Source organism: Agreia sp. Leaf210, from assembly GCF_001421485.1.
Taxonomy (GTDB): domain Bacteria; phylum Actinomycetota; class Actinomycetes; order Actinomycetales; family Microbacteriaceae; genus Agreia.
Genome location: NZ_LMKK01000003.1, coordinates 92,036 through 112,209, shown reverse-complemented (window position 1 = coordinate 112,209; position 20,174 = coordinate 92,036). Strand labels below are relative to the sequence as shown.

Genomic DNA, 20,174 nt, shown 5'->3' with positions numbered 1-20,174 from the left:
CACCTGACTCGACGCGAGGCCGTTCGAGCCGCATTACAGTGCGGCTCGGGCGGCCTCGTTCCAGTAAAGCGCGACCAGGACGACCACCGTCCAGAACCCCGACAGCAGCAAAGGGCCGAAGGCGATTCGGCTGCCGCGCCGCCCTCGAGCGCGCAGCAGGAGCGCAGCCGCGTACCCTCCACCGAGCAGGAACGCGAGCATCAGCCCAGCGACCGCGAGAACGGGTGAGACGAGCGACAGGCATCCGGTCATGACCACGCTCAGCTTGACGTCGCCCATTCCCAACCCTCCGACGAGGTGGAGAACGAGCATGACCGCCGCGACGATCGATGTCGTCAGAAAGGCGAGAAAGGGAAATTCCCCAGCTGAGGCGGTCGCCCAACAGCCATCGACGACCACGGCCGCGAGACCGGGAACCACAAGCACGTTCGGAAGCCGCCGCAGACGGAGGTCGATGACGACCAGGCTGGGCGTCACGAGCGCGAGCCACGCCAGGGAGACGATGCCCGGGGCCATTCCGAACGCAGCGCACGACAGGCAGAGCAAGACGCCGGCGATGACGAGCTGAGACGGATGTGCACCTCGCGCCACATCGATCAGACCGATACGCTCTCGCGGGATGGGCTCCGAGGTCATGCGCCCCACGGTAACGAGGTGCGGGGCGTGCCGTCAGAAGTTATCCACAAGGGACTCCCTCACGCGCACGCCCCGCACGCTGACGATCAGGCCAATTCGTTCGACTCCAGCATCTCTGTCACGAGCGCGGCGATGGCCGAGCGCTCCGAGCGGGTCAGCGTCATGTGACCGAAGAGTGGGTGCCCCTTCAGCGTCTCGATGACGGAGGCGACGCCGTCGTGCCGGCCCACGCGCAGGTTGTCGCGCTGCGCCACATCGTGCGTCAGCACGACCCGCGAATTCTGTCCGATGCGGCTCAGCACCGTGAGCAGCACATTGCGCTCGAGTGACTGAGCCTCGTCGACGATCACGAACGCGTCGTGCAACGAACGACCGCGGATGTGGGTGAGCGGCAGGACCTCGAGGATGTTGCGCTCGATGACCTCGTCGATGACGTTCTGCGACACGATCGAGCCGAGGGTGTCGAAGACGGCCTGGGCCCACGGATTCATCTTCTCGGATGCGTCGCCAGGGAGGAAACCGAGCTCCTGCCCACCGACCGCGTAGAGCGGCCGGAAGACCATGATCTTGCGGTGCTGCTGCTTCTCCAGAACGGCCTCGAGTCCCGCGCAGAGGGCCAGAGCCGACTTTCCCGTTCCGGCTCGACCTCCCAGCGAGATGATTCCGACCTCGGGGTCGAGCAGCATGTCGATGGCCACCCTCTGCTCGGCCGAGCGGCCGTGCAACCCGAACACATCTCGATCGCCCCGAACGAGTCGGAAGCTGTGCTTGCCCGTAACGCGGCCCAGCGCCGATCCTCGGTCGGAATGGATCACCAGCCCCGTGTTCACCGGAATCCCCTCGACGAGGTCGGTGTCCATCGACTCGGCATCGTAGAGCGCCGACATCTGGTCGGAGCCGAGGGTGATGTCCGCCAGCCCCGTCCAGCCGGAGTCGACCGCCAGCTCCGCGCGATACTCCTCCGCCGCAAGTCCGATGGATGCCGCCTTCACTCGCAATGGCAGATCCTTCGAGACGACGGTCACGTCGAGCCCGTCGTTCGCCAGGTTGAGGGCGACGGCGAGAATGCGCGAGTCGTTGTCGTTCAGCTGGAGCCCCGAAGGAAGGACCGACATGTTCGAGTGGTTGAGCTCCACCCGAAGGCTGCCGCCCTCCCCCACTGCGATCGGAAAGTCGAGCCGTTCGTGGAGCACACGCAGTTCATCGAGGTTGCGCAGCGCCTGGCGGGCGAAATATCCGATCTCGGGGTCGTTCCTCTTCGATTCGAGTTCCGTGATGACGATCACGGGAAGAACGACGGGATGCTCCGCGAAACGGAAGATCGCCTTCGGATCGGACAGCAGAACCGAGGTGTCCAGAACGTAGGTACGTTCCTTCTGGTTCACGACTGCCGGGGCAGAACCGGATGCCCGTGTGCGGGCCCCGGTGTCGGTTGACTGGTGGGAATTGCGATCGGCCACGACTACTCCAACCCCGAGCGCATGATGCACTCGGATCACTGTGGCGAGTCGGCCCCTAAGCCTTTCTCAAGTCTTTAGGTTTCTCCCGAGTCGTACTTATGTGGCCGACTCGACCAGGTGCCATACCTGATGAGAGTGACGCTACGTGCCGATGTGTTTCGCAGAGTGACGACACGCCCCGTGTCGGGTTACGTTCGTGTAAACGGCAAGCCAATCGCACATTGACGCGGATGCCGTCGGCTCAGCCCCCGAAGCGCCGATGCCTGCGCGAGTAGTCACGCAGGGCGCGCAGGAAGTCGACCTCGCGGATGTCCGGACCGAGGGCCTCCATGAAGTAGAACTCGCTGTGCGCGCTCTGCCACAGCATGAAGTCGCTGAGGCGCTGCTCACCCGAGGTGCGGATGACCAGGTCGGGGTCGCGCTGCCCACCCGTGTAGAGGTGCTCCGCGATGAGCTCCTGGTCGATGCTCTCGGCCAGGTCTTCGAGGGTGTGGCCCTGCTCCTGATGCGCGCGGATGATGCTGCGCACGGCATCCGCGATCTCGGTGCGGCCGCCATAGCCGACAGCCAGGTTGACGTGCAGCCCGGTGTGACCTGCCGTTCGTTCTTCGGCCTCGTCGAGTGCTGTGACGAGAGCCGGAGGCAGGCCGAGGTCGCTGCCGACGTGCTTGATCCGCCAGTCGCGGAAGTGGGAGAGCGCGCCCGCCAATTCGGCGATGATCTCGACGAGCTCGTCGAGCTCGTCTTTATTGCGGCTCGTCAAATTGTCGGTCGACAGCAGGTAGAGCGTGACGACCTTGATACCGACATCGTCGCACCAGACGAGGAACTCGCGCATCTTCGCGGCCCCAGCCCGGTGGCCGTGTGCCGCGGTGCCGAGAAGTCTCTGCTTGGCCCAGCGGCGGTTTCCGTCGATGATCATCGCGACGTGATGCGGAAGCGCGTCGACGGCGAGCTCACGCCTCAGTCGCTTCTGGTAGAGGCCGTAGAGGAAGCCGCTTCCCCGTGGGTTCTCTTCGATGGACACACGCATACGCTACCCGTCTTCGCGGAGAAACTCACAGCGGCACGAACTCGGCGGCGCGTACTCTGGTGCCATGCCCGCGCGCGCCGACCTCCCCAATATCCCCCTGCTCGACGACGCGGTCGAACACCCCGTCGAGGTCAAGCCCACGTGGCGAGGCTGGATCCACGCCGGCACCTTCCCCCTGGCGATCGTCGCCGGCATCGTGCTCATCGTCCTCGCCGACGGTGCGGCAGCGAAGGCCGCCAGCGCGGTCTTCATGGCGACGTCGCTGCTGCTCTTCGGCAACAGTGCGCTCTACCACCGCTTCAACTGGAAGCCGCGCATGAAACGGCTGCTCAAGCGCATCGACCACGCCAACATCTTCCTGCTGATCGCCGGCACCTACACCCCGATCGCCGTGCTCGCCCTGCCTCCCGAGAAGGGCATCCTGCTGCTGTGCCTCGTCTGGGCCGGAGCCCTGTTCGGCATCGGCTTCCGGGTGTTCTGGATCGACGCTCCGCGCTGGCTCTACGTGATGCTCTACCTCGTGCTGAGTTGGGCCGCGGTCATGTACCTCGGCGATCTGCTCGCCACGAATGCCGCCATGATGCTGCTCGTACTCATCGGCGGCCTCTGCTACACGGTCGGCGCCGTCGTCTACGCGCTGAAGCGACCCAATCCGTTCCCCGGGCACTTCGGGTTCCACGAGATCTTCCATGCGCTCACGCTCGTGGCGTTCCTCTGCCACTGGACGGCCATCCTGCTGATCGTCCTGAAGCCCTCCTACGGGGGCTGACCCGTCTCTAAGGCCGGGCGTCGCCGTCCGCCGCACCGTCGGCATCCCGAGCCTCTTGCTCGAGCTGCTGCCGCACCTGCTCGCGGTAGTTCACGCGGCGCACCCGCCGCACCATGTCGATCACCAGCAGGATCACGATGACGGCCACGCCGAAGGTGGCGATGAACCCGACGAAGCCGGGCGTGACGGTGTTCGGATCGAACTGGGGCTGATCGGCCGCGCGAATGAGGCCCTGTGTCACCGTCACCGCGATCTGGTCAAAGCTGTACATCGTCGTCCTCGATTCCGGCGAACAGATCGGCCTCGGGCATGGTCGTCTCGACCTTCGACGAGATGAGCTGGTAGTCCTCGAAGGGCCACGCCTTCAGTTGCAGTTCGTTGGGCCAGAAGAAGAACTGGCTGTCGGGCGACACCTGGCTCGCGTGTGCCCTCAGGGCGTTGTCACGCACCTCGAAGAACGCACCGGCCGGCACCTGCGTCGTGGCGAGGAACGGGCTCTCCTTCATCCACGAGCGCAGCTCGGTCATGGATGTGATGAGCGGGCTCTCGGGGTCGGTCGCCACGATCTCGTCGTAGACGGCCTTCATGCGCTGGTAGCTGAAGATGCGGTCGTAGTAGAGCTTGGAGACGCTCCACGGCTCTCCTGCGTCGGGGTAGGCCGCGGCGTCGGACGCCGCCTCGAGAGCACGCACCGAGATCTCGTGCGTACGGATGTGATCGGGGTGGGGGTACCCGCCGTTCTCGTCGTAGGTGAGAAGCACCTGCGGCTTGAAGTCGCGGATGAGGCGCACGAGCGGTTCTGCCGAGATCTCGACGGGAATCGTCGCGAACGCGTTCGCCGGCAGAGGCTCTCCCTCGTCGGGAAGCCCGGAGTCGGCATACCCGAGCCAGCGGTGCTCGAAGCCCACGACCTTCTGAGCCGCCGCCATCTCGTAGCGACGAAGACCAGCCATGTCTCGCTCGGCGTGACGGCGCTCGGCCAGGGACTCGTTGAGGATGCTGCCACGCTCGCCTCCGGTGCAACTCACCACCATGACCTCGACACCGCGGTCGAGGTAGTAGGCATATGTGGCAGCGCCCTTGCTCGATTCGTCGTCGGGGTGCGCGTGCACGGCCATCAGGCGCAGCGTCATCGGTCTCGTCTCCTCAGCATTGCCGATTAGCCTAGACACCTAAGCCAACACCTAAGACTAATCGCTGCTTCGAGAGGCACCCATTCCGTGACGCGTGAAGACCTTGCCATCCGCTACGGGCGAACGCGCGCCAACAGTCGGCGCACCCGCGTGATCGCGCTCATCACCGCGGCCGTCTTTGCCGTCGTTCTCGTGGGCTGGGTCGTGTGGGCCGGGCTCGACAACTCCGGCGCCGAGCTCGAGGCGAAAGACACCGGGCACACCGTCATCGACGAGCACTCGGTCTCGATCGACTTCCTACTCACCGTGCCCAAGGGATCGACGTCGAGTTGTGCCCTGCAGGCGCAGAGCGCCAAGTTCGCCATCGTGGGATGGAAGGTCATCGACATCCCCGCCTCCGACAAGGCGACGCGGGGAATCACGGAGACCATCCGCACCACCGAGCAGTCGGTCACAGGTTTGATTTACCGCTGCTGGCTCACCTAGGCTCTTCTTCGATGCCCGGGAGATTTCCCGGGCCATATTTGCGGGATATATCCGTACAGAGGGAGTTCCGATGGCAGACGAAGCAGCCCAGGTCACGTGGCTGACCCAGGAGGCCTACGACCGCCTCACGAATGAGCTCGAGGAGCTCAGTGGGTTCGGCCGCACCGACATCGCGAAGAAGATCGAGATGGCTCGCGAGGAGGGCGATCTCAAGGAGAACGGCGGCTACCACGCCGCCAAAGAAGAGCAGGGCAAGATGGAGGCTCGCATCCGCCAGCTGACCCTGCTGCTGCGCACCGCCGAGGTCGGCGAGATCCCCGAGAGCCACGGCGTGGTCGAGGGCGGCACCGTGATCACCGCCCTCGTTGCGGGCGACGAGACCGTCTTCCTTCTCGGAAACCGCGAGATCGCGGGCGACAACGACCTCGACGTGTGGAGCGAATCCAGCCCGCTGGGTCAGGCCATCATCGGCCTCAAGGTCGGCGACAAGACCTCGTTCGTCGGCCCGACCGGCCGCAACATCGACGTCGAGATCGTCAAGGTCGAGACGTACCGAGCCTGATCAGTCGTCGCTGATGCGCGGGTCGAAGCCCGCATCGCGCAGCATGTCGAGCACCTGCTGACGATGCTCCGGCCCGCGCGTCTCGACGCTCAGCTCGAGTTCGACCTCGCTGATCTGCAGGCCCTTGCCATGGCGGGTGTGGAGCACCTCGAGCACGTTGGCGTTCGCCTCGGCGAGCAGCTCGGAGATACGCGCCAGCTGGCCGGGGCGGTCGGGCAGCATGATCCGCATCTTGAGGTAGCGATCCGACGCGGCCAGACCGTAGTTGATGAGCTTCAGCATCAGGAGCGGGTCGATGTTTCCGCCCGAGAGAATCACGACGGTGGGACCGGATGCGACGATCTGGCCCGACAGGATCGCGGCGACGCCGACCGCGCCGGCGGGTTCGACGACCTGTTTGGCCCGCTCGAGAAGCACCAGGAGCCCCTTCGCCATGTCGGCCTCGGAGACGGTGACGACCTCGTCGACGAGCTCCTTGATGATGGCGAAGTTGAGGATGCCGGGCTTGGCGACCGTGATGCCGTCGGCCATCGTGGGCGACGTGACGATCTGGGTGGGCTGGCCCGCGGCCAGAGACGGCGGGTAGGCGGCCGCATTCGCGGCCTGCACACCGATCACTCGGATGGCGCGCCCCTCGAGCTCCGCGCGGCGCTTGACCGCCGACGCCACGCCTGAGATCAGTCCGCCGCCACCGATCGGAACGATCACGGTTTCGAGGTCGGGGACCTGGTCGAGGATCTCGAGGCCCAGGGTCGACTGCCCGAGAACGACGTCGGGGTGATCGAACGGCGGGATGAAGACCGCGCCCGTCTGCTCGGAGAACTCCGCCGCAGCCCGCAACGCCTCTTCGACGCTGTGCCCGCGGAGAACGACATCGGCCCCGTACTGCTTGGTGGCCTGCAGCTTCGGCAGCGGTACGCCGAGGGGCATGAAGATGGTCGCCGAGATTCCGAGTTCGCGGGCGGCGAAGGCCACCCCTTGGGCGTGGTTGCCGGCAGACGCCGCGACGACTCCGCGGGCCTGCTCCTCAGCCGAGAGCCGCGACAGCCTGTTGTACGCGCCACGGATCTTGTACGAGCCGGTGCGCTGCAGGTTCTCGCACTTCAGAAAGACGGGAGCGCCCAGTTCGGCGCTGAGGTAGCGCGACGTCTCCATGGGAGTGGGGTCGACGATACGCGAGACGCGCTCCCGGGCATCCATCATCTCGTCGAGCGAGGGAACCACGGTGAGCACGGGCTGCGTCAGGGAATCAGTCATTCGAGAACGGTGTCTTTCGATGTCGGGAGAGAGGGTTGCCGCCAGTCGCCTCGGGCGATGTAGCCGATCATCACGTTGAGCACGGCGACGATCGGAACAGCGAACAGAGCGCCGGGTATTCCGGCTACAACGGATCCGCCCGCAACGGCGAGCACCACGGCCAGGGGGTGAACCTTGACGGCGGTTCCCATGACCAGGGGCTGCAGAACGTGGCCCTCGATCTGCTGCACGAGCAGAACGATGCCGAGCATGATGAGCGCGACGACCCAGCCGTTGTAGACGAGGGCGATGAAGACCGCGAGTGCTCCCGTCGCGACGGCACCGATCACGGGGATGAACGACCCCAGGAAGACCAGCACAGCGATGGGAATGGCCAGGGGCAGCTGAAGGATCGCGGCTCCCGCACCGATGCCGATGGCATCGATCGTGGCCACGAGGATCTGCACCTTGATGAAGTTCTGCAGCGTCAGCCATCCGGCTTTGCCTGCCCCGTCGAGGGCCGTGCGAGCGCGGCGCGGGAAGATGCGCACGATCCACGCCCAGATGCCCTTGCCGTCGATCAAGATGAAGAGGGTGGAGAACAGAGTCAGGAGAACGCCGGCGAACAGCTCGGTCACGGTCGAACCGACCGATACCGCTCCGGAGAGCAGCGCCGACGAGTCGGCCTGCAGGAACGACATCGCCTGGTTGATGTAGCCCGTGAGGTCGCTGTCGGACACGTTGAACGGGGGCTGGGTGAGCCAGTCACGGAGGTCGTGGACGCTCGCGACCGTCTGGTCGCGCAGATCGCCGAAACCGGCCCGCACCTGGGCGACGACCAGATAGATGAGCGCCGCGACGATCACGAGTGTGCCCAGCTCGGCCACCGTGATGGCGAGCCACTTCGGCCACCGGTGCGCGACGAGCCAGTTCTTCAGCGGAACCAGGAGCGCCGAGAGCAGAGTTGCGACCAGAAGGGGAATGACGAGGAGTCGGAGATACGACACCAGGAAGAAGAACACGGCCAGTGCACCGGCGATCGCCAGCAGGCGCCACGACCACGCTCCCGCTATGCGGAGTCCCGGGGGAACCGCAGCGTCATTCACGTCAGGCTCAGACATGTCCTCATTCTAGGCGCGCAGACCTGAGGAGAATTCGTTATGACGCGTCGGCCGCCTTCACCGCCACGGGTGCCCCCGTGAAGGTGAGAAAGACCCTGTCGCCGACCGCTACGGGAGACGTGGCTCCGTGTTGAACGCGCACGAGCGCGCCCGAGGCCAGGCGCACCGTGCTGCGACGGAAGCTGCCGAGGAAACTGCTCGAGACCACCTCCGCGGAGATGCCCTCCGACGCGAAGACCACGTCTTCTGGGCGCACATAGGCAGAGACCGCTCCGATCGGGGCCGCCTGGTCGATGAGCGGAAGGACGACACCCTCGACGGTGACGACTCCGGGCGTCTCGATCACCCCGTCGAGCCGGTTGCTGAGCCCGACGAACTCCGCGACGAACGACGTCTTGGCACGCGTGTACAGCTCTTCGGGCGCACCGATCTGCTCGATCGTGCCCGCCCGCATCACGGCGACCCGATCGGCCACGGCGAGGGCCTCCTCCTGATCGTGCGTCACGAACAGCGTGGTGATTCCGAGATCGATCTGGATGCGCCGGATCTCGTCGCGCAACTGCACCCGAACGCGGGCGTCGAGGGCCGACAGCGGCTCGTCGAGCAGCAGCACGCGCGGTTCGGTGACGAGCGCCCTGGCGAGAGCCACCCGCTGCTGCTGGCCACCGGAGAGCTGATGCGCGTAGCGCTCGGCGTGCGCTCCCAGGCCGACCATTTCGAGGGCCTCCAGCGCCCGCGTTCGCCGCTCGCCCTTCTCGACTTTGCGCATGCGCAAGCCGAATTCGACGTTCGACAGCACGGTCAGGTGCGGGAACAGGGAGTAGGACTGGAACACCATTCCGATGTCGCGCCTGTTGGCCGGCAGACCCGACACGTCGTCGCCGTCGATGGTGATGCTGCCGCCCGTGGCGTCTTCGAGACCGGCGAGCACCCGCAAGGCCGTGGTCTTGCCGCAGCCGCTCGGGCCGAGGAGCGCGACGAACTCGCCGGGCTGCAGGGTGAGGTCGACGCCGTCGAGGGCTCGGTGCCCGGGAAACTCCTTGACGATGGAACGGAACTCTACGGTTGCGCCGGCCCCGCGCGTCTTCGGTTGGGTTCGTGCGGCGGAACGGGTGGCGAGGCTCATGAGGATGCTCCGGTCGGGGTGACTGCGGCGGGTGCGGTGATGGATGCGGCCGGCTCGCGACGGCGACGGCGGGGTGCGCCGATCCGGCCGATCGCGAGCAGCAGGACGAAGGCGAAGACCAGGGCGATCAGAGCGAAGATGACGGCGACGAAGGGATCCGACTTCGACACGATCACGAGCGCCGTCTGCAGATTGACCCGGTTCAGAAGGGCCGCGATCGTGTATTCGCCCAGCACGACGGCGACCGAGATGAACGACGCCGAGAGGATGCCGCGGCGCAGGTTCGGCAACAGCACGCGCAGAAGCACGGTCGGCCACCCGGCACCCAGGGAACGCGCCGCCTCGCTGAGGGTGATCACGTCGATGGCGGCCAGGTTGGCCTGGATCGCTCGGTAGGCGAACGGAAGAACGATGATTCCGTAGGCGAACGAGAGGGTCCACACACCGCTGCCGAACATCTTCGCCACGACGGAGTAGACGGGAGCGAGACCCACGACGAGCACGATGGCGGGAATGGTGATGGGCAGCAGGCAGAGGAACTCCATCGCGCGACGCAGATACGGGAAGCGCAACTGCACGAGGATCATGGTGGGCACGAGGATGACGAGCATGACCGCGACGGTGACGATCGCCAGCACCACGGAGTTGCCGAGCGCGGTGAGCACTCCCTTGTACTCCCCCGTCAGCCCTCCGGAGAAGACCGCGATCCACCGGCTGAAGTCGTAGCCGCCCTCGAGCCCGCGACGCAGCGTGAACTCTCCCATGGCCACGATGGGCACGAGGAAGACGAGCCCGACGACGCCGAGGATCAGCCAGCGGGTGAGCGCGCCGGGTTCGGGTCGGAACGCCTTCGCCTGGCCGCTCATCGCTGCCACTTCGCCGACCGCTTCATCAGCAGCGAGTAGAGCGTCATGACGATGACCATCACGACGATCATTCCGAGGGCGAGGGCGCCGGCGAGATTCTCTCGGCCCAGCACCGTCTCGCTCGTGAGAGCTGAGCGGATCTGCAGGGGAACGATCTGCGACCCCTGACTCGTGAGCGCGGCGGCGGTCGCGAACGACGAGAAGGCGTTCGCGAACAGCAGCAGCAGGCAGCCGAGGAATGACGGAGTGAGCACGGGGATGCCGATGCGCCACCAGTACGTCGCCCGCGATCCGCCCAGGCTCGCGTTCGCCTCGGCCCACTGGGGCTTCAGGCCCTCGAGCGCCGGAAGGAATGTGATGATCATCAGGGGAACCTGGAAGTAGATGTACGGCAGGATGAGGCCGGGCAGCTCGTACAGCCACACGCCGTCGGCGAAGATGTCGATGCCGAGCGAGTCACGCAGGTAGACGGTGACCATGCCCTGGATGCCGATGGTCGCGACGAACGCGAAGGCCAGCATCACGCCGCCGAATTGGGCGAGGACTCCGCTCGCCGAGTCGACGACCGAGCGCAGCATCCCGGTGGGGTTCGTGCCGATCAGCGCGTAACAGCAGGCGGCACCGACCACCGACCCGATCACGGCGGTGAGCGCCGAGAGCCCGATGGAGTTGCCGAAGGTGCTGAGAATCAGGGGGTCGGCAAGCGCCTCGATGTTGGTGAGCGAGAACGAACCCGTGCCATCGAGGAAACCGGTGAACAGCGCTATGGCGGTGGGCAACCCGAGGAAGAGGAGGATGTACGCCGCGAAGGGAACGAGGCCGAGAAAACTCGGCACGGTGAAGGCCGCCCGTCGCGACGACTCGGGGCGCCGAGCCTGCACTGCTGCAGGTTCGACGCCCTCGAGGGGAGCGACGACCGACACGAGGGTGTCAGCCATCAGTTGTGTCTCTCTCTTCGTTACTGGACGGCCGCGGCCCAGTTGCTGCCGAGCAGGGCGGCAGCGTCTTCGGACTCCTTCGCCGTCGGAACTACGGTCTCGTCGGGCGTCTCCGGCAGGGCGCCGAAGAGTTCCTTGTCGATCGTTCCGGCCGCCTCCATCGCCTCGGCGCGCGCCGGGCGGGCGCCACCTGCGAGCCACAGGTTCTGGGCCTCGTCGCTGTAGAGGAACTCCTGCCACAGACGAGCGGCGGCCGGGTGCGGAGCGTCGGCACTGATGGCCTGGTTGTAGTACCCGGCGTAGCCCATGCCGGGAAGGACGACGACCTCCCACTTGCGCTGACCGTCGAGCTTCTTGCCGTAGCCCACGTTCAGGTAGTCCCAGTCGAAGACGACGGGCGTCTCGCCCGAGGCGATCGTGGCGGGGGTGGGGTCGATCTTCACGAAGTTGCCGGCCTTGTTCAGCTTCGAGAAGAAGTCGATTCCGGGCTGGAAATCGGCGGTCGATCCGCCGCTCTGAACGGATGCCATGCCGACGGCGGCGAAGGCCGCCCCCGCCTGCGTCGGGTCGCCGTTGATCGCGACCTTGCCCTTGTACTCGTCGCCGAGCAGATCGTCGAGGCTCTTCGGCGCGGGAACCGCGTCGGGGTCGTAGCCGACGGCCATGTATCCGCCGTAGTCGCCGACCCACAGGCCCGACTGCTCCTTCAGCGCATCCGGGATGTCGGCCCAGGTCGCGACCTGATACGGAGCGAACTTCTTCGTGTTCGCCAGCGCGACGGCGGCGCCCACGTCGAAGACGTCGGGAGCGGTGTCCTGTCCCTTGAGGTTGTCGGCCGCCTGGATCTCCTCGGCGCTCGATGCGTCAGGCGACGCCTCGGTGATGGTGATCTCGGGGTACTTCTCGGTGAACGCATCGAGCACGGCACCATAGTTGGCCCAGTCCCGCGGGAGGGCGATCACGTTGAGCGCACCTTCGGCTTTCGCCGCCTTCTCGAGACCGGCGAGGTCTCCGAATGCAGAGACGCTGGTGGCGGTGGCCGCGTCGACTCCGCCGTCTGCGGAGGCATCGGCCGAGGTGCTCGCGCACGAGCTGAGAGTAAGCGTGAGGGCGATCGCTGCGGCGATGCCGGCGATGGCTGTGCGGGTGGAAAGCAAGAGTCCTCCAGGTGGATCGGGCGGGTGCCGGGCGGGGCTGTGGTGCCGACGTGCCGACGCTATGGGGGTCGCGCGACGAGGATGCGACCGCCCGGTATCGCCGAGGTGAACGGCGCATGTCTCGATGTCGTAGGTGCATGAGTACTCTCGAGAACATGGCTCAGTCGCTGTCTCCCGCTCTCGCCCGTCGCGTCGCGCTGGCCGCGCAGGGCTTCGGGCGTCCACCCACGAGCGTCGTTCCCGGGGTGCGCCAGTTCGGTGCCCTGATCGATCGGCTGGGGCTGCTGCAGATCGACTCGGTCAACGTCTTCGAGCGCAGCCACTACCTTCCCGTCTTCGCCCGGCTCGGCAGCTACGACAAGGCGCAGCTCGACCGCGTCACCTATTCGCCCCGTATCACTGAATACTGGGCGCACGAGGCGTCGTTCATTCCCGTCGACACACTTCCGCTGCTGCGCTGGCGGCAGCAGGAGTATCGCGACCGCGCCGAGACCGGAGCCGACTCGTGGTTCGCCGCGAACAGGTCTATGACCGAGTGGCTGCTCGCCGAATTGGCTGCAAAGGGCCCGATGCGCGCGAGCGAGATCGAGCACGAGTCGAACACCAGAAGCGGCTCCTGGTGGGGGTGGTCCGACGTCAAGCGCGGGCTCGAGACCCTGTTCCGTTGGGGCGACGTCGTCAGTGCCGGGCGAACGCGCTTCGAGCGCGTCTACGCCCTGCCCGAGCAGGTGCTCCCCGCCTCCGTGCGTGAGCTGCACGTTCCCCGCGACGAAGCCATGCGTCGCCTCGTCTCCATCTCGGCCCGCGCCCACGGCGTCGGCACGGCTGACGACATCGCCGACTACTTCCGCCTGAAGGCCGTCGACGCGGTTCCCGCGATTCGCGAGCTCGAAGAGGCGGGCGAGCTCGTTCCTGTCACGATCGATGGATGGGGCAAGCCTGCCTGGCTGCACCGCGATGCGCGCCTTCCCCGTCGCATGAACGCCGCGGCCCTCCTCTCACCGTTCGACCCCGTGGTGTGGGCGCGATCCAGAGCACTGCGTCTCTTCGACTTCCACTACCGCATCGAGATCTACACCCCCGAGCCCAAGCGGGTATTCGGCTACTACGTGTTGCCGGTGCTGATCGACGACCGGGTCGTAGGCAGAGTCGACCTCAAGAACGACCGACAGGCCGGCGTGCTTCGCGTGCGGGCGGCCTGGGCCGAAGATGGCGCGCCCGACGAGACCGCCGCACGACTGGCCCCCGTGCTTCGTCAGACGATGCAGTGGCAGGGCCTCGACTCGATCGAGGTCTCGGCCAAAGGCACGCTCGCACCGGCGCTCGCCGCCGAGATCTCGAGCACGACCTAGCGGTTCAGAACTCTCCGCCGATCTTCTCGAGGCGCGCGACGCGATCGTCGATGGGAGGGTGCGTGCTGAACAGGCGCGTGAGCATGCCCGGCTTGAGCGGGTCGGCGATCCACATGTGCGACATCGATGATGACTGCTTCTGCATCGGACGCCCGTAGGCCGCCAGCTTCTCGAGGGCACTGGCCAGGGCATCCGGATGCCGCGTGGTCAGCGCTCCCGTTGCGTCGGCGAGGTACTCCCGCTGGCGCGACACTGCCGCCTGAACGAGTCCGGCGACGAGCGGGGCAACCAGCATGGCGATCAGGCCGAGAATCAACACGACGGGATTGCCGCCTCCGCCTCCCCCGTTGCTGTTGTTGTTGCGGCCTCCGCCGAAGAAGGCGAAGCGCAGGAACATGTCGGCGATGAAGCCCACGGCCACGACGAGGCCGAAGACGATCATCGACACCCTGATGTCGTAGTTGCGGACGTGCCCCATCTCGTGGGCCATCACGCCCTCGAGTTCGGCGTCGGTCATGATGTCGAGCAAGCCTGTGGTGGCAGCGACGCTGGCATGCTGCGGGTCACGCCCGGTAGCGAAAGCGTTCGGCGCGGGATCGGGCACGATGTACACGGCCGGCATCGGCGTTCCCGTGGTGATCGACAGATTCTCGACGATGCGCCAGAGCCGGGGATTGTCGGCCTTCTCGATCCGCACGGCGCCGCTCGACGATATCGCCTGTCCGCTGGCGAAGAAGTATTGGAAGACCGCGTACGCGATGGCCACGACCACCGTGACGATCACGATCGTGGTGTTGTTGTAGATCACGCTGGCCAGATAACCCAAGCCGCCGATGATCCCCAAGAAGATGAGGATGATGAAGACGGTGTTGCGTTTGTTCCCGGCTATCGCCCGATACATTCAGCCCTCGCCCCGCGGCTAGAACTGAACGCGCGGCGGCTCTGCGATGGCGGCGAGGTCTGCCACCTCGAAGAAGTCACGCTCGGTGAAGCCGAGGTTCTTGGCGAAGATGTTGTTCGGAAAGACGCGGATCTTCGTATTGAGCTCGCGTACCCCGCCGTTGTAGAACCGTCGCGACGCCTGCACCTTGTCTTCGGTGTCGACGAGCTCGGCCTGGAGCTGGAGGAAGTTCTGGCTGGCCTGCAGCTGAGGGTAGGCCTCGGCGACGGCGAAGATGCTCTTGAGCGCACTCTGCATGTGGGTCTCGGCGACGGACGCGTCGACCGGGCCCTGTGCCTGCAGCGTCTCCGCGCGGGCCGCCGTGACCGACTCGAACACGCCCTTCTCGTGCGCCGCGTATCCCTTGACGCTCTCGATGAGGTTAGGAATCAGATCGGCGCGGCGCTTCAGCTGGACCGTGATGTCGCTCCACGCCTCATCGACGCGCACCTTCAGAGTCACCAGCGAGTTGTACGTGGCCCACAGGTAGATACCGATGATGGCTACGAGGACAACGACGACGATTACCGGGATAAGCCATTCCATAGCGTTTACTATAAGCCAGCACTCAGCAGACCCCCTTCGCTGTGGAGCAAGCTCCCAGAGATCGTGGCCTACGGCAGCTCTGCCGTCTGTCTCGGCGGAAGGGCCGCCACCGCCCGCACCGTCTCGGCGATGACCAGGGGCTCCGCGAGCACCCGGAAGTGACCGGTCAGAGGGAGAGCGATGTTCGTGGCTCCGGCGAGTTCGCTACCGTTCGGGATGTGGGTGTCGTAGTAGGGGTAGATCGACACGATGTGCTCGTTGATCACCTTCTCTGCAGCCAGGGTCGCGATACTCCCCCGCCCCGGAGCGAACTCCCTCAGGGGCTTCGTGAGCGGCAGCCTCGAGAGCGAAGAGCCCTGAAACGGCGACGCGATGGCGACGACCCCGGCGACTCGCCCATCCGGATCGTCGAACGCGAGCACATGCTTGCCGATCAAGCCCCCCTTGCTGTGCGCCACGATCACGACATCGCTGAGGTCGCGCTCGCGCAGAACGGCTCCCGCCAGGCGCGCCGCCTCGGGAATGGGGATGCTGTTGCGCTGCAATGCGGGAACGATGAAGCACGGATGTCCCCGCTCGTTCAGCGCCTGAGCGACGGGAAGCAGGTACTCCCATCTCTCGTAGACCCCGGGCACGAGCAGCACAGCTCGCTCGCTGCCCTTCTCGAAGGGAACGGGATCGGGACGCGAACGGACGCTTCGGCGTTCCGCCTGCAGCGCGTAGGCGTAGTCGCCGAGCCAGATTCCCGCGCGATCCCGTAGAGATCGGGGTGCTCGGATGCGGGGCGCCATGCCCGCAATCCTAGGTGGCTACCGTCTTCGGTCGCCCGCGAGCGCCTGCATCCAGCGGAACGAATCCTTCGGCGTGCGCTCCTGGGTGACGAAGTCGACGTGCACGAGCCCGAACCGCTGGCTGTAACCCGCGGCCCACTCGAAGTTGTCGAGCAGGGTCCACACGAAGTAGCCGCGCAGATCGAGCGTTTCGGCGATTCCTCCCGGCGCGGTCGACCGCAGGGCCGCCTCGAGGTGACGGGCGAGGTAGTCGATGCGCCTGGGGTCGGAGACCACCCGTTCGCCGGTGCGCTCGTCGAACACGAGCGACTCCGGGAAGCTCGCTCCGCCTTCGGTGATGATCACGGGCGGAAGCGCAGAACCGTATCTGTTCGCCAGCTCGGCGAGCGTCGTCTCGAGGAACTCCGGAGCGACCGGCCAGCCGAAGCCCGTGGTGGGGAACTCGGGCCAGGGCGCGAGATGGAACGGGAGCGACGCCATGGCCGCCGACTCTCCGTCGGGAGCGATCGCGCGACCCGCACCTGCGGCGATGCGCGTCGGGAAGTAGTAATTGAGACCGTAGAAATCGATGGGCTGCGAGATGAGCTCGAGATCGCGCGAGTCGACCTCGATCAGTGGTTTCAGGACCGACGCGAAGTCGTCGCGCGGCTCGGGATAGCGGCCCAGCAGCACGGGGTCGGCGAAGATGCGATTGTGCAGAACATCGAACAGCCACGCGAAGGCGGTGTCGTCGTCAGACGACGTCGCGGGTGTCGTGGGGGTGTGCACGTTCGTGATGCCGATGCCGCCGGAGACGTCGGCTCCCCTCAACCCTTCGACGGCGTAGCCGTGCGCGAGCAGAAGATTGTGGGCGACGGGGAGCGCATCGAAGAGCAGCGTCTCCCCCGGAGCGTGGATTCCGAGGGCGTAGCCGTTGAGCATCACCGTGGCGGGCTCGTTGACGGTGACCCAGCGGTCGACCCGGTCGCCGAATCGCTCCCCCAGCAGAAAGGCGAGCTCGCCCAGCCGACGGGCCGTGTCGCGCGAGAGCCAGCCACCCGCCAGTTCGTTCGGCGTGTCCCAGTGGAACAGCGTGGCCATCGGGCTGATCCCGTCGGCGAGCAGCCGATCGAGGAGACGATCGTAGAAGGCGACGCCGTTCTCATTCAGTCTGCCTGTGCCGCCCGGCTGGACCCGGGGCCACGAGATCGAGAAGCGGTAGGCATCCACCCCCATGTCGCGCACCAGGTCGAGGTCGTCGCCCTGCCTGTGGATGTGATCGGCCGCGACATCCGCGGTCGCCCCGCCCCGAATACGGCCGGCCTGGTGCGAGAAGACGTCCCACGTCGACGCCCCGCGGCCGCCCTCCCGGGTCGCCCCCTCGATCTGGAAGGCGCTCGTCGCCACACCCAGCACGAAGTCTCGGGGCATTTCGGCGGCGAGTGTCTCTGCGCTCGGAAACCGTGTGGCTCTGCTCGTCATTCTCCGAGTACTCGATTCAGGTAGAGGTTCGCGAAGACGCGCTGAGGATCGAGACGATCACGCACGGCGAGAAAGTCGTCGAAGTGCGGGTACATCGCACGAAGATCCTCCGACTGCCTCGTATGCATCTTGCCCCAGTGCGGGCGTCCTCCGTAGCCGAGCATGATCTGCTCGACCGCCTCGAAGTACTCGGTCGGGGCTTCGCGATAGTAGCGGTGCACGGCGATGTAGCCGCTGTCTCTGCCCTGAGCCGTCGACAGCCACAGGTCGTCACCCCTAGCGAAGCGCACCTCTATGGGAAACGAGATGCGCCAGCCGCGCTCGTCGATGAGCCTCATGATGTCACGCAGGGCATCGGGCACGCACTCCGCCGGGATCGCGTACTCCATCTCGCGGAAGCGCACGGTGCGCCGCGTGGCGAAGACGCGGTGCGAGCGGTCGCTGAACTCGCGGTTGCCCATCAGGCGCTCGGCCATTCCGTTGATCCGAGGAATGATCGTCGGCACCGCAACGGCGGCGGCGCAGGTCGCCCGGTAGACGCCGTTGCTCAGAACCACATCGTCGAGCCAATAGGCGAAGGGCGAGAGCGGAGCGGTACTCGCGGACGCCGGCAGCCTCGTGTTGGTCTTGGAGACCGCGGTTCGCGTGTGCGGAAACCAGTAGAACTCGAAATGATCGCTCGAGCGCACCCGGTCGGCGAGCGAACCGTGCTCAGTCGGTTCGGCCTCGAGCAGGCCCCCTAACGGAATCGGTCGCTCCTGGGCGTGCAGCACGAAGCAGTCGACGCACTGCAGCGTGACTTCGACGAGAATGCCGAGGGCCCCGAGACCCAGGGCCACGGCCGGCAGCAGTTCCGCGTTCTCCGACTCGGAGATGCGCAGGAGGCTGCCGTCTCCCGTGACCAGCACGGCTCCCCGCACCTGCCCCGCGATGCCGGTGAACTCGGCGCCCGTTCCGTGCGTTCCGGTCGAGATGGCGCCGCTGATGCTCTGACGATCGATGTCACCCAGGTTCGGCATCGCCAGACCGAGCGGTTCGATGAGGGCTGGAATGTCGTAGAGGCGGGTGCCCGCCGCGAGCGTGACTCGTTTGCGCTCGCCATCCACTCCGATCAGACCGCTGAGCGCGCTCAGATCGAGCTGAACTCCGGGGGCCACCGCGATACCGGTGAAGCTGTGCCCCGCCCCGACCGCCTTGATGGGCAGACCCGACCGCGCCGCTGCGACGACGGCTCGTTGCACGGCGCCGGCACTCGTCGGACGCTCGACGCGGCGTGGACGCACCTCTTCTGTGCGGCTCCAGTTGCGCCAGACGGCGCCGCTCGCGGTCACAGGAAGGACTTCCCTTCGCCCCGATAACTGGGAACCGTGGCGACTACCTCATCGCCCGAGACGATCGCCACCTCGGCGACGTGTTCGGCGAGTTCGCCCGACTTCGTGTGCCGCAGCCAGGCCCGGTCGCCGATGCGCAGATCGGCCGCGAGCGCGCCCGAGACGGGCGACTGCACCTCTCCGGCCATCTCCCGCGCCTGCAGCTCCAGCCCCTCGGGCCAGACGATCTCGGGGGTGCGGTCTCTCTGCGGCGGTCCGGATGCGATCCAGCCGCCGCCGAGGAGCGTCGCCATGCGGGGCGTCGGCTTGCGAACGACAGACAGCGCGAAGGCCGCCGCCGGCGCAGGCCGGAACCGGGAGTAGGTATCGAAGAGGTGCCCGCCCAGAAGACCGGAGCCCGCGGCGATCTCCGTCACCGACGCATCCGCCGACGTGCTCTCGAGAGAGCCCGTGCCGCCGCCGTTCACGAACTCGAGCGGAGCGATGCGCTCTACCGCCTCGACGATCGCACCCCGCCTGTCGGTGAGCTCGGCCACCGACTGCTTCTGCATCCAATCGAGCACGACCGCCCGCGCCGGATTGCCCTTCGGCCGGTTCCCGACCCCGGCGATCTGCGCCTCGTAGCCCATGATGCCCACGAGGGTGAATCCGCGGCGCCGGGCGACAGCCTCGGCGATCCGCTGCGCCTGCGCCACCTCACGCACGGGCGAACGCCACACGCCGACATGGCCGAGCGCCTTCGTGACGAACGACATGTCTATCTCGAGGCAGAGCCGCAGGTTCTCGCGTGTTCCCGGAGGAGCGACCTCGTCGATGAAGTCGAGATGATCGAGGCTGTCGATCATCAGCGTGATCCGGGCGGCCAGCTCGGGGCTCGAGGCCAACTGACGAAGAGCGCCGACGTCGGCGCTCGGATAGCCCACGACGACATCGTCGACCGTCTCGGCCAACCAGAGCGCCTCGGGGAGCGTATAGGCGAGGATGCCCGCGTAACCGTCGAGAGCGAGCACGGCATCGACGAGAGACCGGATGCGCACCGACTTGGATGCGACGCGGATCGTCTTGCCCGCGGCCCGATCGATCATGTCGAAGGCGTTGTGCGCGAAGGCCTCGAGACCGACGGCCGCGAGCGGGGTGTCGAGATGCGCCGTCGCCGCGTCGAGACGAGGCCACCACGTCGAGGGAGTGCGCCACGGTTCGTCGCTGGAGCGCTGAAGAGGGGGAATCATG

At 66.5% G+C, this 20,174-nt stretch carries 21 protein-coding genes; 4 read left to right on the top strand and 17 right to left on the bottom strand.

What is annotated here, in order from left to right; genetic code table 11:
* Positions 1–33: 33 nt before the first annotated feature.
* From ASE64_RS10910 to ASE64_RS10900, 3 genes are all read right to left on the bottom strand, one after another.
* Positions 34–636 carry a prepilin peptidase gene (locus tag ASE64_RS10910; RefSeq protein ID WP_055780214.1) on the bottom strand — a complete coding sequence of 201 codons (603 nt, stop codon included), beginning with the start codon at positions 634–636 and terminating at the stop codon, positions 34–36.
* 86 nt (positions 637–722) lie between these two features.
* Complete coding sequence (locus tag ASE64_RS10905) at positions 723–2,096, bottom strand: PhoH family protein (protein WP_055780211.1); 1,374 nt, start codon at positions 2,094–2,096, stop codon at positions 723–725.
* Between the two features lie 241 nt (positions 2,097–2,337).
* Positions 2,338–3,129 (bottom strand): isoprenyl transferase, encoded by a 792-nt coding sequence (locus tag ASE64_RS10900; protein WP_055780208.1) that lies wholly within the window; start codon positions 3,127–3,129, stop codon positions 2,338–2,340.
* A gap of 64 nt (positions 3,130–3,193) precedes the next feature.
* Between ASE64_RS10900 and trhA the strand changes: the two genes are divergently transcribed.
* Positions 3,194–3,898 carry a PAQR family membrane homeostasis protein TrhA gene (gene trhA / locus ASE64_RS10895; protein ID WP_055780205.1) on the top strand — a complete coding sequence of 235 codons (705 nt, stop codon included), beginning with the start codon at positions 3,194–3,196 and terminating at the stop codon, positions 3,896–3,898.
* A gap of 7 nt (positions 3,899–3,905) precedes the next feature.
* On the opposite strand, the gene ASE64_RS10890 is transcribed toward trhA, so the two are convergent.
* Complete coding sequence (locus ASE64_RS10890) at positions 3,906–4,169, bottom strand: hypothetical protein (protein WP_082466176.1); 264 nt, start codon at positions 4,167–4,169, stop codon at positions 3,906–3,908.
* Positions 4,156–5,031, bottom strand: coding sequence for a mycothiol conjugate amidase Mca (gene mca / locus ASE64_RS10885; protein WP_181035622.1), 876 nt, complete (start codon positions 5,029–5,031; stop codon positions 4,156–4,158). Before mca ends, ASE64_RS10890 begins: the two co-directional genes overlap by 14 nt.
* An 87-nt stretch (positions 5,032–5,118) precedes the next feature.
* Between mca and ASE64_RS10880 the strand changes: the two genes are divergently transcribed.
* Both ASE64_RS10880 and greA read left to right on the top strand, forming a co-directional pair.
* The gene (locus ASE64_RS10880; protein WP_055780201.1) at positions 5,119–5,517 is read left to right on the top strand and encodes a DUF4307 domain-containing protein; all 399 of its coding nucleotides are present in this window, start codon (positions 5,119–5,121) and stop codon (positions 5,515–5,517) included.
* Between the two features lie 70 nt (positions 5,518–5,587).
* The gene (gene greA, locus ASE64_RS10875; protein ID WP_044438983.1) at positions 5,588–6,079 is read left to right on the top strand and encodes a transcription elongation factor GreA; all 492 of its coding nucleotides are present in this window, start codon (positions 5,588–5,590) and stop codon (positions 6,077–6,079) included.
* Here the strand turns inward: greA and ilvA are convergent, their stop codons facing one another.
* The 6 genes from ilvA to ASE64_RS10845 are packed head-to-tail and all read right to left on the bottom strand — an operon-like array spanning position 6,080 to position 12,523.
* Positions 6,080–7,336 carry a threonine ammonia-lyase gene (ilvA, locus tag ASE64_RS10870; protein WP_055780197.1) on the bottom strand — a complete coding sequence of 419 codons (1,257 nt, stop codon included), beginning with the start codon at positions 7,334–7,336 and terminating at the stop codon, positions 6,080–6,082. It abuts the gene before it with no gap.
* Positions 7,333–8,436, bottom strand: a complete 1,104-nt coding sequence (locus ASE64_RS10865) for an AI-2E family transporter (protein WP_055780194.1) — start codon at positions 8,434–8,436, stop codon at positions 7,333–7,335. The genes ilvA and ASE64_RS10865 overlap by 4 nt, the downstream gene beginning before the upstream one ends.
* A 37-nt stretch (positions 8,437–8,473) precedes the next feature.
* Positions 8,474–9,562, bottom strand: coding sequence for an ABC transporter ATP-binding protein (locus ASE64_RS10860; RefSeq protein ID WP_055780191.1), 1,089 nt, complete (start codon positions 9,560–9,562; stop codon positions 8,474–8,476).
* Positions 9,559–10,428: an ABC transporter permease gene (locus ASE64_RS10855; RefSeq protein ID WP_200920211.1), complete on the bottom strand. Its 870-nt coding sequence runs from the start codon at positions 10,426–10,428 to the stop codon at positions 9,559–9,561. Before ASE64_RS10855 ends, ASE64_RS10860 begins: the two co-directional genes overlap by 4 nt.
* Positions 10,425–11,366, bottom strand: a complete 942-nt coding sequence (locus ASE64_RS10850; protein ID WP_055780190.1) for an ABC transporter permease — start codon at positions 11,364–11,366, stop codon at positions 10,425–10,427. Before ASE64_RS10850 ends, ASE64_RS10855 begins: the two co-directional genes overlap by 4 nt.
* A 20-nt stretch (positions 11,367–11,386) precedes the next feature.
* Positions 11,387–12,523 (bottom strand): ABC transporter substrate-binding protein, encoded by a 1,137-nt coding sequence (locus ASE64_RS10845; protein WP_055780186.1) that lies wholly within the window; start codon positions 12,521–12,523, stop codon positions 11,387–11,389.
* Positions 12,524–12,678: 155 nt separating this feature from the next.
* On the opposite strand from ASE64_RS10845, the gene ASE64_RS10840 reads away from it, so the two are divergent.
* Positions 12,679–13,875: a winged helix-turn-helix domain-containing protein gene (locus ASE64_RS10840; protein ID WP_055781881.1), complete on the top strand. Its 1,197-nt coding sequence runs from the start codon at positions 12,679–12,681 to the stop codon at positions 13,873–13,875.
* A 4-nt stretch (positions 13,876–13,879) separates the two neighbouring features.
* On the opposite strand, the gene ASE64_RS10835 is transcribed toward ASE64_RS10840, so the two are convergent.
* From ASE64_RS10835 to ASE64_RS10810, 6 genes are all read right to left on the bottom strand, one after another.
* On the bottom strand, positions 13,880–14,776 hold the full coding sequence (locus ASE64_RS10835; RefSeq protein WP_055780183.1) for a M48 family metallopeptidase: 897 nt from the start codon (positions 14,774–14,776) through the stop codon (positions 13,880–13,882).
* An 18-nt stretch (positions 14,777–14,794) separates the two neighbouring features.
* Positions 14,795–15,361, bottom strand: a complete 567-nt coding sequence (locus ASE64_RS10830; protein WP_055780180.1) for a LemA family protein — start codon at positions 15,359–15,361, stop codon at positions 14,795–14,797.
* Between the two features lie 68 nt (positions 15,362–15,429).
* On the bottom strand, positions 15,430–16,152 hold the full coding sequence (locus tag ASE64_RS10825; protein WP_055780175.1) for an esterase/lipase family protein: 723 nt from the start codon (positions 16,150–16,152) through the stop codon (positions 15,430–15,432).
* A gap of 18 nt (positions 16,153–16,170) precedes the next feature.
* Positions 16,171–17,562 carry a glycoside hydrolase family 1 protein gene (locus ASE64_RS10820; protein ID WP_235480584.1) on the bottom strand — a complete coding sequence of 464 codons (1,392 nt, stop codon included), beginning with the start codon at positions 17,560–17,562 and terminating at the stop codon, positions 16,171–16,173.
* A gap of 47 nt (positions 17,563–17,609) precedes the next feature.
* Entirely contained in the window at positions 17,610–18,944 is a 1,335-nt protein-coding gene (locus ASE64_RS10815; RefSeq protein WP_055780170.1) for a D-arabinono-1,4-lactone oxidase, read from the bottom strand.
* Complete coding sequence (locus ASE64_RS10810) at positions 18,941–20,173, bottom strand: alanine racemase (RefSeq protein WP_055780167.1); 1,233 nt, start codon at positions 20,171–20,173, stop codon at positions 18,941–18,943. The genes ASE64_RS10815 and ASE64_RS10810 overlap by 4 nt, the downstream gene beginning before the upstream one ends.
* Position 20,174 lies beyond the last annotated feature (1 nt).